The sequence below is a fragment of the Isoptericola hypogeus genome (genome assembly GCF_039531145.1).
GTDB lineage: Bacteria > Actinomycetota > Actinomycetes > Actinomycetales > Cellulomonadaceae > Isoptericola > Isoptericola hypogeus.
This window is the reverse complement of sequence record NZ_BAAAPM010000012.1, coordinates 1-12,994: the sequence shown is the minus strand read 5'-3', so window position 1 is coordinate 12,994 and position 12,994 is coordinate 1. Positions and strand designations below refer to the sequence as shown.

Here is a 12,994-nt window from a genome sequence, read left to right as displayed (position 1 = left end):
GCTCTAGTGAAAGCACGATCCCCGCAACCCCCTGAATCCAGGGTGTTGCGAGGATCGCTAGAACCGGCCCTGCGTCCGGGCCCTTCGTGTCTCCCGGCTCCGTCGCCGACGGGTGAGCGGGTCAGTCCCCCAGCGCCGGGAAATCGTCCTCGGGACCTGCCGCGCCCTCCTCGGCGAGCGCGTCGCGGACGGCGCCGAAGGCCACCCCGGGGGCGTAGCCCTTGCGCCCGAGCGACCCGACGGCGCGGCGCACGCGGACGTCGCGGTCGAGCCCGCTCGTGCGGGCGACGTGCTTGCGGGCCAGGGCGAGCGCGGCCTCGCGCTCGTCGTCGCCGTCGACCTGCTCGAGCGCGTCGGCCGCGGTGTCGTCGTCGATCCCGCGGCGGCGCAGCTCGACCGCGATGGCACGGCGGGAGAGCCCGCGCTCGGCGTGCCGGGTGCGCACGAGCATGTCCGCGTACGCCGCGTCGTCGACCAGGCCGACCTCGTCGAACCGGTCGAGGAGCGGGCCCACCACGGCCTCGGGGTAGCCCTTGCGGGCGAGGGACTGCGCCAGCTCGACGCGGCTCTTCGGCGCGGCCGTGAGGGTGCGGAGCACCGACTCGCGTGCCAGCTCGCCGGCCTCCTCGAGGCCGATCTCGCCCGCGTCGAGCCGCTCCGCGACTGTGGGACGGCGACGTCGCTCGCGACGGCCACCCGCACCCTGAGGGTCATCGGCGTCGTCGGACCCGTCGTGGCCGTCCGAACCGTGGCCGTCCGAACCGTGGCCGTCCGAACCGTGGCCGTCCGAACCGTGGCCGTCCGGGCCCTGGGCGCCCTCGCCGCCGTACGACGTTCCCGCACCCACGGACGACCGCGGGCGGCCGCGACGCTTCCCCACGCCGCGACCGCCAACGCCCACCGTCATACGAGCCCCATCAGAACGGGGCCTTCTTTCCCTTGGCCGCGCCCTTGGCCGCCGGAGCCGCCGCAGCGACGGCTCCCGTCAGCTCGGCCGGCGCCGCACCGTCCGCTGCGACGCCCTCGGCCGGCGCATCCAGCTTGGCTCCGACGCCCAGCTTCTCCTTGATGCGCTTGTCGATCTCGTTGGCGAGGTCGGGGTTGTCGCGCAGGAACGCGCGCGCGTTCTCCTTGCCCTGCCCGAGCTGGTCGCCCTCGTAGGTGAACCACGAGCCGGACTTGCGCACGAAGCCGTGCTCCACGCCCATGTCGATGAGGCTGCCCTCGCGCGAGATGCCCACGCCGTAGAGGATGTCGAACTCCGCCAGCTTGAACGGCGGGGCCATCTTGTTCTTCACGACCTTGACCTTGGTCCGGTTGCCGACGGGCTCCGTGCCCTCCTTGAGGGTCTCGATCCGTCGGATGTCCAGGCGCACCGAGGCGTAGAACTTCAGCGCCTTGCCACCGGTCGTCGTCTCCGGGGAGCCGAAGAACACGCCGATCTTCTCGCGCAGCTGGTTGATGAAGATCGCCGTCGTGCCCGACGCGCTGAGCGCACCCGTGATCTTGCGCAGCGCCTGCGACATCAGGCGGGCCTGAAGGCCGACGTGGCTGTCGCCCATCTCGCCCTCGATCTCGGCCTTGGGCACGAGCGCCGCCACGGAGTCGATGACGATGATGTCGAGCGCGCCGGAGCGGATCAGCATGTCCATGATCTCCAGCGCCTGCTCGCCGGTGTCCGGCTGCGACACCAGCAGGGCGTCGGTGTCGACGCCGAGCTTCTTGGCGTACTCCGGGTCCAGGGCGTGCTCGGCGTCGACGAACGCCGCGATGCCGCCGTTCTTCTGGGCGTTGGCCACGGCGTGCAGCGCGACGGTCGTCTTGCCGGAGGACTCCGGGCCGTAGATCTCGACGATGCGGCCGCGCGGGAGGCCACCGATGCCGAGCGCGACGTCGAGCGCGATCGAGCCGGTGGGGATGACCTCCACCGGAGCGCGACCCTCGTCGCCGAGGCGCATGATCGAGCCCTTGCCGAAGCTGCGATCGATCTGGGCGAGCGCGGCCTCGAGGGCCTTCTCGCGGTCTGCCGGTGCAGGCATGTCGGTCACCTTTGCGTTCTGGGCGCGGCGGCTGCGCGCCGGCGTTCGTGGCTGCGTGCTCATGTTGTTGCCGACCGTACGTGCCGCCACCGACAACGCCCGGAGTGACCGGGCGAGCTGGGGACGACGCCGAACGGAACCCGTCTGTGGACACACTCTCACCGAACAGGTGTTCGACGCCAGCTACGCCGCCCCGGGCGTGTCGCACCTCACGCCCGGCCCGGGTTCTCGGCCTCAAGGCCGTCCCCGGGCCCCGCCGGCGTTCTCGGCCTGCGGCCCGTCTCCCGCCTCGCCCCACGACTCGCCCGGCCGCAGCACGACCGCCGACGCCCGGGGCGCGGCCCGGCGCAGCGCCGCCGCGAACGCGACTCCCGCGTGGTCCATCCAGCCCGGCGGCAGGTACCGGCCGCCCGGCGCGTGCAGCGTGCCCCAGTGCACGGGGATCGCGACGCGGGCGCCCACCTCCGCGCACACCTCCGCGGCCGCCGCAGGGCCGAGGTGGCCACCGGACAGCCGCGGCCCCCACCCCGACACCGGCACGAGCGCGACGTCGACCCGCCCTCCCGCCAGGTCGCGCACCCGCCCGACGGCCGGGAATCGTTCCGTGTCGCCGACCGCCCAGACGGTCGGCCCGGGTGCGCCGCCGGCGAACGCCGCGGCGCGCACCAGGTGCCCGACCGCGGCGTTCGGGCGGTGCGGCATCGGCCGGTGCCCGTGCACCGCGGGGGTGAGGCGCACCTGCGCCCCCGCGACGTCGTGCCACTCCCCCTCGTGCCAGCCCCCGGCGTGCCACCCCCCGTCCCCGTGCGTCACCGCGTCGTGCCAGGCGCCCTCCAGCCCCACCCCACGCAGCCCCTTGCCGCGCAGCCACCGCGCGTTGGCGGGGGCCGCGAGCACCGGGACGTCCCCCAGCAGCCGCAGCGAGCGCAGCTCGGCGTGATCGTGGTGCAGGTGGGAGACGAGCGCGGCGTCGGCGCCGCCCCACGCCTCCGGGGCAGGCTGGTCCCCCCGCCGGCGCAGCATCCCGGCGTGGCGCCCCAGCAGCGGGTCCGTGACGAGCCGCGTCGTCCGCCCGTCCGCACCCGTCAGGTCGATCACGACCGTGGAGTGCCCCAACCACGTCACCCGCACGGCGGTGCGGCCGCCGGAGCCGCCGTCAGCGCCGCCGTCGGAGCCGCCGGCAGAGCGGCCGTCGCGCGGCGCCGTCACAGCCCCTCCCGCAGCCCGAGGCCGTCCAGCCACGCGACCAGCCGCCGGTGCACCGTCTCGGCGCCCACCAGCATGCGGGCGCCGTCGACGTCCTCGCGCTCGTCGTCGGGTACCTCGAGGTCGGCCGGGTGCACCAGGACGGCCTCGCTCTGCGCCCCGCCGAGCCCGCCGTGCGAGCCGACCAGGCCCTCGAAGGCGTGCACCCGGCCCATGGGATCGAGGGCCGAGACCAGCACGAGGTCGCCCGCGTCGTCGAGCCCCGCCACGCGCAGCAGGTCCGCCCGCGCCCGCGCGCCATAGCCGGCGAGCGGGTCGCGGCCCCTGACCCAGCCACCCACCAGCCCCCGCGTGCCGTCGCGGCCGTGCGCGACCACCTCGTCGCCCTCACGCACGACGACGATCCCGACCGCCGGGTTCGCCAGCAGGCCCGGGACCAGGGCCGGCCAGCGCCGGGACACCCGGACGCCGTCCGGCCGCCCGGGTTCGCGGCAGAACCACACCATGCCCAGGTTGCCCGACCCGATCACCGCGACCTCCGGGACCTCCTCGCCGGCCGACGGGCCTGCCGACGCCCGGCCGCGGGCCGGCTCCCGGTCCGGGCCGACGAGCACGCGCGCGTCCCCCTTGCGCTCGCCGCGCATCGCGTTGAGGGCGGCGTTCGCGGGACCCCACGACTCGCTCTCGCCGGCGGCGCGCCCGGTCGCCTCGCGCCCCTCGGCGCGGTCCTGGCCGACGCGCGGAACCGCCATGAGACGGCGGACCTCGTCCCCCAGCGTCCGCCCGCAGACCTGCTCGAACGTGGCGCCCAGGGACTGGCCGTGGTCCGAGACGACGACCACCTGGTAGCGGCGGGGCGCGCCGCGCGCGACCTCCTCCCACAGGCCGAGCACGCGGTCGAGGCCCTCGAGCGCACGCAGCGACTCCGGCCGCAGCGGGCCGGCGTGGTGGGCGATCTCGTCGTAGTCCACGAGGTCCACGCACACGACGGGCACCCCCCGCACGAGCTGCTCGGCGACGAGCGACGTGTTGAGGTCGCGCAGCAGGACGTTCGTCACCGCACGCAGCACCGGGTACCAGCCGTGGCGGGCGACCCGGGGACGCACGCCACGGACGGTCTGCTGCCAGCCCTGGTACAGCTCCTTGAGCGCCTCGGCCACGGTGCCGACGACGGCGCGCACGAGCACGAACGGGCTGGAGAAGAACCGGACGAACATCGGCCCGGGGCCCAGCCCCGACGCCGCTCGGCTCATCACGAGCAGGCTGGTGGCGGCGTCGCCGGAGAACATCGTCGACACCGCCGCCCCGCCGCCGGCGAGCAGGCCGCGCCCGTCGCTCGCGCGCCGCTCGACGTCGGCCGCGTCCGCGGGGCGGTTCGTCACGACCATCCGGCCCTGCTCGCGCGACCACCAGCGGAAGGCCGGCACCTCGGCCGTGGTCCCGTGCAGCAGCCCGAGGGTGCTCGCCGGGGTCGTGCACGGCACGCGCGCCCACCAGGACTCCAGCCGGTGCGTGCCGGCGCCCAGCCAGCGCTCCAGCGTGGGCGTGAGGCCGGCCTCCAGCGCGTGGTCGAGGGTCGGGCGCGACACGCCGTCGAGCATCACGACGAGCACGCCGGGCGGCAGCCGGGCGGCGTCGGCCGCGTCGTCGCGCGCCCCGCGGCGCGACAGGCCCGCCCGGCGCCGGGCGCGGCGCACCAGGTCGGCGACGACGTACTCGTTGTCGCTGGCGCCCACGACCCAGTGCCCCGCCGCCATGACGACCGCCGCGATGAGCAGGACGGCCACCGCGTCCGGCCAGGACCGTATCGAGATGCCCGGAAGCAGGCTCAGGGCCACGAGGAGGACGAGCACCTGGGCCACGAGCCCGCCCGCGAGCGCGCCCAGGGCACCCCAGACCCGGGCGAGCCGGCGCAGCGGGACCCGAAGGAGCGCGTCGCCCACCCCGACCGCCACGGCCGCGGGCAGCAGGGCCCACGGCGAGCTCACCCACACGCCGTCGACGATCCAGACGGCGACGCCCAGCCCGGCGGCCGTGGACAGGAGCGACCACAGCGCGCCGCGCAGGTCCGCGACCGTGACCGGCACGGGGCGGACGCGACTCATGGCGCCATGATGCCGCGCCGACGGCCCGCCGTCCTGGGCTCGGTGCGGGGTCGGGGAGGCGGCCCGCCGTCCTGGGCTCCGTGCGAGGTCGGGCTGGCGGCCCGCCGTCCTGGGCTCGGTGCGGGGTCGGGGCGCGCGGTACGGGTCGGGGCGCGCGTCGTCCGCGCGGTCGTGCGCCGTCAGCGAGGCGGCGGGGCCTGCCGGTGGGGGTCGCGGCCCCACCGCCGCGCGTCCGGGACGTCCAGCGCGTCGCACAGGGCGTGCCACACGTCGCGCGGCTCGACCCCGGCCTCGAGCGCCTCCTCGGGCGTCCGGTCCTCCATGCGCGGCAGCACCTGCTCACGGACCAGGGCCCGGCCGTAGGCGGGCCCGAACACCTCGTCGACCAGCTCGCCGAACTCCCGGTAGCGCACGGCTCCAGCCTGCCACGGCCTGCGGGGTGTCGGTGCCGCCTGCCACGATGACCGAGTGACCGGCACTCCCGACGACGCATCTCCGAGCGACCCGGCGGGCGTGCTCGCGCGGTTCGGCCCGGCCACGCGCGCGTGGTTCGCCGGGGCCTTCGCCGCCCCGACTCCCGCCCAGGTGGGCGCTTGGGAGGCGATCAGCACCGACCGGCACGCGCTCGTCGTGGCGCCGACCGGCTCCGGCAAGACGCTCGCGGCCTTCCTCTGGGCGATCGACCGCCTCACCACGACGCCTCCGCCCGAGCGGTCGCGCCGCTGCCGCGTGCTGTACGTGTCGCCGCTCAAGGCGCTGGCCGCCGACGTCCAGCGCAACCTGCGCTCGCCGCTCGCGGGCATCCGGCAGGCCGCGGCCCGGCTGGACGTCGGCGTCGAGGAGGTCACGGTCGGCGCCCGCACCGGCGACACGCCGCCGAGCGAACGGCGGGCCTTCGCCACCCGGCCGCCGGACGTGCTCGTCACCACGCCCGAGTCGCTGTTCCTCGTGCTCACCTCCCAGGCCAGGGCCGGTCTGGCGGGGGTCGAGACGGTGGTGCTCGACGAGATCCACGCGGTCGCGGGCACCAAGCGCGGCGCGCACCTGGCCCTGAGCCTCGAGCGGCTGGACGCTCAGCTCGAGCGACCGGCCCAGCGCATCGGGCTGTCGGCCACGGTCCGGCCGGTCGAGGACGTCGCCGGGTTCCTCGGCGGGCAGCGGGCGCCGGGCGACGGCGGGCGAGAGGTCGTCGTCGTCCAGCCGCCGTCCACCAAGCGGTGGGCGATCGACGTCGTCGTGCCCGTGCCCGACCTGGCGGACCTCGACTCCGCGCCGACCGTGCCCGACCCGACCGCGCCGCAGCCCGCGCCGCCGGCGACGGCCGGCACGGCGGAGGGCGGCGCCGACGGCCGTGCCGGCGGCGACGAGGAGATCGACCTCACGGGCGCGGCGACGTCGCCCCTGCGTCGGGCGTCGGTGTGGCCGCACGTCGAGGAGCGTGTCGTCGACCTGGTCGCCGGGCACCGCTCGACGCTCGTGTTCACCAACTCCCGCCGCGGCGCCGAGCGGCTGACGGCACGCATGAACGAGCTGTGGGCCGAGCGCTCGGGGCTCGTGCTGCCGGAGCCCGGCACCCAGCAAGCGGCCCAGGTGCAGGCGCAGTCGGGGGTGTCCGTGGGGATCCCGGCGGAGCCCGACGGCGAGGTGCCGGTCCTGGCGCGCGCGCACCACGGGTCGATGAGCCGCGCCGAGCGCACCCGCACCGAGTCGGAGCTCAAGGCGGGGCGCCTGCCGGCGGTCGTGGCGACGTCGTCCCTCGAGCTCGGCATCGACATGGGCGCGGTCGACCTGGTCGTCCAGGTCGGGGCGCCGCCCTCGGTCGCGAGCGGGCTGCAGCGGATCGGGCGCGCGGGCCACCAGGTGGGCGCCGTGTCCCACGGCGTGGTCTTCCCGACGTTCCGTGGCGACCTCGTCCCCGCCACGGTGGTCGCCCAGCGCATGCGGGCCGGCGAGATCGAGCACCTGCGCGTGCTCGCGAACCCGTTGGACGTCCTCGCGCAGCAGGTCGTCGCGGCGCTCGCCGTCGACGACTGGGACGCTGACGAGCTGCTCGCCACGTTCCGGCGTGCGGCGCCGTTCACCGGGCTCGGGGACGCCACGTGGCGCGCGGTGCTCGACATGCTCGCCGGGCGGTACCCCAGCGAGGACTTCGCGGAGCTGCGTGCCCGGATCGTGTGGGACCGCGCCACCGGGCGGCTCTCGGGCCGGCCGGGTGCGCTGCGGCTGGCGGCCACGAGCGGCGGCACCATCCCCGACCGCGGCCTGTACGGCGTCTTCCTGGCCACGGACGCGCCCGCCTCCGCCGGGCCGTCCGACGGCGGCCCGCACGGCGTCGCGGGCGGCGACGGCGCCCGGCCGCGCGGAGGGAAGCGCGTCGGCGAGCTGGACGAGGAGATGGTGTACGAGTCGCGCGTCGGAGACACCTTCACCCTCGGCTCCTCGACCTGGCGCATCGAGGACATCACCCCCGACCGCGTCCTGGTGACGCCGGCGCCCGGGCTGCCCGGGCGGCTGCCGTTCTGGAAGGGCGACTCCCCCGGCCGGCCGGCCGAGCTGGGTCGTGCGGTCGGTGAGTTCGTGCGCACCACGGACGCGCTGCTCGCCGACGACGAGGCCGGCGGCACCGACCTCGGGCGCGCGTCGCTGCGCGCGGCCGGCCTGGACGCGTGGGCGGCCGACAACCTGGCCTCCTACCTCGCCGAGCAGCGTCGCGCCACGGGGCGGCTGCCCGACGACCGCACGGTGGTCGTCGAGCGGTTCCGGGACGAGCTCGGGGACTGGCGCGTCGTGGTGCACTCGCCGTTCGGCGCCCCGGTGCACGCACCCTGGGCTCTGGTCCTGGCCGCCCGCCTGCGCGAGCGCTACGGCACCGACGTGGCGGCGATGCACTCCGACGACGGGATCGTGCTGCGGCTGCCGGACGCCGGGGACACCGGCTGGGACCTGGGTGGGAGCGCCGCGTGGGACCCGGGCGGGAGCGGCGCCGAGGACCCGGGCGGGGACGGTGCGTGGCGCCCGGGCGGTGCCGACGGCGCGGCCGCGGGCTCCGATCCCGACGGCGGGCGGGGCGCGCCGGGCGTCACCGCCGACGACCTGCTGATCGACCCCGACGAGGTGCTCGCGGCGGTGCGCGACGAGCTCGGCGGCTCGGTCATGTTCGCCTCCCGCTTCCGGGAGGCGGCGGCCCGGGCACTCCTCCTGCCGCGGCGTCGCCCGGACCGGCGTCAGCCGCTGTGGCAGCAGCGGCAGCGTGCGTCGCAGCTGCTGCAGGTCGCGTCGGGCTACCCGGACTTCCCGGTGATGCTCGAGGCCGCGCGGGAGTGCCTCCAGGACGACTTCGACGTGGCGGCCCTCACGGACCTCATGCGCAGCCTCGCGGCCGGCCGGATCCGCCTGGTGGAGGTGACCACGTCGCAGCCGTCGCCGTTCGCGCAGGCGCTCCTGTTCGGCTACACCGCGCAGTTCCTCTACGACGGCGACGCGCCACTGGCGGAGCGGCGCGCGGCCGCCCTGTCGCTGGACCCCGAGCTGCTCGCCGAGCTCCTCGGCGACCAGGGGGCGACGCCGCTGGCGGACCTCCTCGACCCCGGCGCCGTCGAACGCACCGAGGCGGAGCTCCAGGCGCTCGCCCCGGACCGCCGGGCTCGCGACGCGGAGGGCCTGTGGGACGTGCTTCGCCGGTCGGGACCACACCCGCTCGCCGCGCTGCGTGCGCGGACACGCGAGGAGCGGCGCGACGAGGTCGAGGCGTGGCTCGCCGCGCTGGAGGCGTCACGGAGAGTCATCCGGGTGCGGCTCGGCGGCCTGGCCGAGGGCGCGTCCGACGGCGGGCAGGGCGACGCCGAGGCCGAGCAGTGGGCCGTCGCCGAGGACGCCGGCCGGCTGCGCGACGCGCTCGGCGTGGCGCTGCCCGTGGGCATGCCCGAGGAGTTCACCGAGCCGGTGACCGACCCGCTCGGCGACCTGCTGCGCCGCCACGCGCGCACGCACGGGCCGTTCGGCGCGGCCGATGCCGCGCGGCGCTTCGGCCTGGGCGTCGCGGTCGCGGGGCAGACCCTGTCGCGGCTCGAGTCCGCCGGGGTGCTGGTCCGCGGGCGGCTGCGCCCGGAGTCGCTCGGCGGGACGGGCGACGAGTGGTGCGACCCCGGGGTGCTGCGCACCCTGCGCCGTCGCTCGCTGGCCGCGCTGCGCGCCGAGGTCGAGCCGGTCGACCAGGAGGCCCTCGGGGTCTTCCTGCCTCGCTGGCACGGGATCGCGGCGACGCGCGGCCCCGCGTCCGGCGGCAGTCCCGGCGCGAGGGCGTCCGCCGCGAGACCGTCCGGCACCGGGACCCTGCGCGGCACGGACGGGCTGCTGCGGGCGGTGGAGCAGCTCGCGGGCGCGGCGGTGCCCGCGAGCGCCCTCGAGACCCTCGTCCTGCCGGCGCGGGTGGCGGACTACTCCCCCGCGCTGCTCGACGAGCTGACCACGGCGGGAGACGTCCTGTGGTGCGGGCACGCGCGCCTGCCAGGCTCCGGCGGCGGCGACGGCATGGTGAGCCTGCATCTCGCCGACGACGCGCCGCTCACCCTGCCGCCCGAGCCCGACCTCGAGGAGGGCGGCCCGCTCGACAGTGCCCTGCACCGCGTCCTGCTCGACCTGCTCACCGGCTCGGGCGGCTTCTTCCTTCCCCGGCTCGCCGAGCTCGCCGACGCCACGCCCGGCGGCGCGCTCGAGGCGCTGTGGGACCTGGTCTGGGCCGGGCTCGTCACCAACGACTCGCCGGTCGTGCTGCGCGAGCGCCTCGGGGGTGCGGGCGGCGCCCACCGGGCCCCCCGCGCGCCGGGCCGGGCGCGGCCGGTGCGCCGGTCGCGCTTCGCCCTGGCTCGCCCGGCGACGGCAGGGCGCGCCGCGCCGCTCCCGGGAGGCGGGGGCCGCTGGGCGGCGCTGCCCGCCCGCGAGCAGGACCCGACGGTCCGCACCCACGCCCTCACCCAGGTCCTGCTGGAGCGGCACGGGGTGCTGACCCGGGCCGTCGCGCCGTCGGAGGGCGTGGCGGGTGTGTTCCGCGGGGTGTACCGGGTGCTCACCGAGCTCGAGGAGCGCGGCAGTGTGCGCCGGGGGTACTTCGTCGAACACCTGGGCGGGTCGCAGTTCGCCCTGCCCGGTGCCGTGGACCAGCTGCGCACCGACGCACAGGACCGCGAGCGGGCGCGGGAGGCCGACGAGGCTGCCCTCGACGACGCCGCGACGGGGGTCGGCGCGCCGGACGACGCCCGGCGTCACCACGCCCTCCTGCTCGCCGCGGCCGACCCTGCCAACCCGTACGGCGCCGCCCTCGCCTGGCCCGCCCCTGCCGCCGACGCGGCCGGCGTCCGCCGAGCTCCCGGCCCTCCGTCGTCCCCGGCGGACCCGGACGGCCCACCCTCGCCGGGGGCTCGCTCCGGCACGCACCGCCCGGGGCGCAAGGCAGGGGCCGTGGTCGTGCTGGTCGACGGCGACCTGGCGCTGTACGTCGAGCGCGGGGGCCGCACGCTGCTGTCGTTCGGAGTGGCCGGCGCGCGCCTGACCCTCGCCGCGAAGGTGCTCACGGACGCGTGCGGCGCGGGCCGCCTCGGCCGGGTCATGGTGCAGCGGGTCGACGGGATCCCGGCGCTCACCGCCGCCCGCGACCGGACGCCCGCCGCCGCGGCGCTCCTCGACGCCGGCTTCGGCGTCACGCCACGAGGGCTACGTCCCGCCCCTCGCTGACGCCCCCGGCACCGGCCCCGGCCCCGGCCCCGGCCCCGGCGAGGGTGGGCACGACGTCATCCCCTGCCTCGCGGTCGACCGTGCGGGCGAGCAGGAACAGGTACCCGATCATGATCACGAAGCCGGCGCGCTCCAGGAACCCGAACGCCCCGATGCCTGAACCGGCCGCGGCGAGCGGCAGGTGGATCGCGAGGAACACCGCGACCAGGGTCCCCAGCACCCAGGCCGCACGACGCAGCCGGCCCGGGTACGCCGAGCGTGGGGCGGTGATCGTGCCCGCCATGCCCAGGCCGACCAGGGGCAGCACCCCGAACGCCGTCCCGGCGCTCACGCGGTGCACCACCGCCGAGACGGTGGCGTCCCCGGCCCCCGGCGGGTCGGTCGGGAAGAGCCCGACCAGCACCATCGCGACGGCGAAGACGACCATGGCGGCCACCGGGACCACACCCGACGCCAGCCCCGCGGCGTACGCGCGGGCCACCAGGACCAGCCCGAGCACCGCCAGGAGGGATCCCCCGAGGAGGATTAGCTCGCCGCCGAAGGGCACGAACGCGTAGAAGCTGACGGGGTCGACGAAGGGGTCGACGACCGCCGCACCGACCACGTGCGCCGCGATCATCGCGGCCAGCGCGGCCGCGCCGAACCACCCGACGACCCGGGTGCTCGCGCCGGCGGACGGCAGCCGGGCGGGAGCGTCGCGATCGTCGTCGAGGACGACGCGTCGGGGCTGGTCGGAGCGCATTTCGGCGGGTGCTGCGGGCATGGCACCGAGCATTCCGGACGAACGGGTCGCGGCGCCATCAGGTGCGTCCCCGGTTCGCCCCTGAGGTTTTCCCTACCCGTCTCAGGGGGCCGCGCGAGAGCCCCGGGCGGCACTACCCTGGCAGCACCCGGAGCCGCCTACGGCGAGGGAGGACCGCGTGCCCGAGGGTGATGTCCTACGCCTGGTCGCCGAGCGGCTCGACGCGGCGCTGCGCGGCACGCCGCTCGTGCGCGCGGAGCTGCGCTGGCCGTCCGCCGTGGGCGCAGTGCTCGAGGGCGCGACCGTGACGACGTGCGTCGCGTACGGCAAGCATCTGCTCACCCGTCTGGACGACGGCCGCACCCTGCACACCCACCTGCGCATGGACGGCACCTGGCGGGTGCACCGGAGCGGCACCCGCGAGGCCGCGGCCCGCGGGCACGACGTGCGCGCGGTGCTCGGCACTCCCGCGTGGACCTGCGTGGGGCACAGCCTCGGGATGCTCGACCTCGTGCCGACGCGCGAGGAGGGGCGGCTGCTCGCGCACCTCGGCCCGGACGTGCTAGCGGACGACTTCCTCGACGGCGGCGTCGCGGACGGCGCGCGACGCCTCGCGGCGCAGGGGGCGCGGCCCCTCGCGGAGTCGCTGCTCGACCAGCGGCCCGTCGCCGGGCTCGGCACGATCTGGACCGCGGAGACGCTGTTCGCCCTCGGGACCTGGCCGTGGACGCCGACCGGCGACCTCGACGCGGACGCGCTCTCCCGGCTCCTCGTCACCGCGCACCGCCTCATGGACCGCAGCGTCCGGGTGGGGCGCACGCGTGGCCTCCAGGCGGTCGAGACCGCGGTGCACGGCCGCCACCGCAAGCCGTGCCGCCGCTGCGGGACCGCGGTCGCCGTCGGGCGGGCGGGCCGGCCGCCGTTTGACCGGCCTGTCTACTGGTGCCCCGGCTGCCAGCACGCCCCCACCTGAACGCGCCGGGGTGGACGCGTCGAAGGGCGCCCCACCCGGAGGTGGGGCGCCCTTCGAGAGCAGCTACCGGTGCGTCAGCCGAGCCGTCGGCCGCCCGAGCCCGCGGTTCCGCTGCGGGCCAGCGTCTCCGCTCAGACGGTATGAGTGCTCCCGGGCGGTGGTCTCGGGTCGCACGGGCGGGGCCTCGCTATGAAAGTCG

At 77.0% G+C, this 12,994-nt stretch carries 8 protein-coding genes; 2 read left to right on the top strand and 6 right to left on the bottom strand.

Translation table 11 applies throughout. From position 1 onward, the window contains the following. Positions 1 to 121: 121 nt before the first annotated feature. The 5 genes from ABD254_RS21195 to ABD254_RS21175 form a co-directional block, all read right to left on the bottom strand. The gene (locus ABD254_RS21195; protein WP_344250956.1) at positions 122 to 880 is read right to left on the bottom strand and encodes a regulatory protein RecX; all 759 of its coding nucleotides are present in this window, start codon (positions 878 to 880) and stop codon (positions 122 to 124) included. A gap of 37 nt (positions 881 to 917) precedes the next feature. Continuing rightward, complete coding sequence (recA, locus tag ABD254_RS21190) at positions 918 to 2,039, bottom strand: recombinase RecA (protein WP_344250954.1); 1,122 nt, start codon at positions 2,037 to 2,039, stop codon at positions 918 to 920. 234 nt (positions 2,040 to 2,273) lie between these two features. Further along, entirely contained in the window at positions 2,274 to 3,248 is a 975-nt protein-coding gene (locus ABD254_RS21185; protein WP_344250952.1) for an MBL fold metallo-hydrolase, read from the bottom strand. After that, positions 3,245 to 5,350 (bottom strand): alkaline phosphatase family protein, encoded by a 2,106-nt coding sequence (locus ABD254_RS21180; protein WP_344250950.1) that lies wholly within the window; start codon positions 5,348 to 5,350, stop codon positions 3,245 to 3,247. Before ABD254_RS21180 ends, ABD254_RS21185 begins: the two co-directional genes overlap by 4 nt. A 179-nt stretch (positions 5,351 to 5,529) precedes the next feature. Beyond that, positions 5,530 to 5,763 carry a DUF3046 domain-containing protein gene (locus ABD254_RS21175; RefSeq protein ID WP_344250948.1) on the bottom strand — a complete coding sequence of 78 codons (234 nt, stop codon included), beginning with the start codon at positions 5,761 to 5,763 and terminating at the stop codon, positions 5,530 to 5,532. Between the two features lie 55 nt (positions 5,764 to 5,818). On the opposite strand from ABD254_RS21175, the gene ABD254_RS21170 reads away from it, so the two are divergent. Continuing rightward, entirely contained in the window at positions 5,819 to 11,080 is a 5,262-nt protein-coding gene (locus ABD254_RS21170; protein ID WP_344250946.1) for a DEAD/DEAH box helicase, read from the top strand. Here the strand turns inward: ABD254_RS21170 and ABD254_RS21165 are convergent. Continuing rightward, entirely contained in the window at positions 11,046 to 11,843 is a 798-nt protein-coding gene (locus ABD254_RS21165) for a DUF998 domain-containing protein (protein ID WP_344250944.1), read from the bottom strand. The two genes, ABD254_RS21170 and ABD254_RS21165, sit on opposite strands and share 35 nt — an antisense overlap. A 157-nt stretch (positions 11,844 to 12,000) precedes the next feature. Here ABD254_RS21165 and ABD254_RS21160 point away from each other — a divergent pair, with 157 nt between their 5' ends. Continuing rightward, positions 12,001 to 12,795: a DNA-formamidopyrimidine glycosylase family protein gene (locus ABD254_RS21160; RefSeq protein ID WP_344250942.1), complete on the top strand. Its 795-nt coding sequence runs from the start codon at positions 12,001 to 12,003 to the stop codon at positions 12,793 to 12,795. Positions 12,796 to 12,994 lie beyond the last annotated feature (199 nt).

What these genes read in the sequence shown, in the direction of transcription:
- recA (WP_344250954.1), bottom strand. Translation starts at nt 2,039, where the DNA reads ATGCCTGCACCGGCAGACCGCGAGAAGGCCCTCGAGGCCGCGCTCGCC.
- ABD254_RS21180 (WP_344250950.1), bottom strand. Translation starts at nt 5,350, where the DNA reads ATGAGTCGCGTCCGCCCCGTGCCGGTCACGGTCGCGGACCTGCGCGGC.
- ABD254_RS21165 (WP_344250944.1), bottom strand. Translation starts at nt 11,843, where the DNA reads ATGCCCGCAGCACCCGCCGAAATGCGCTCCGACCAGCCCCGACGCGTC.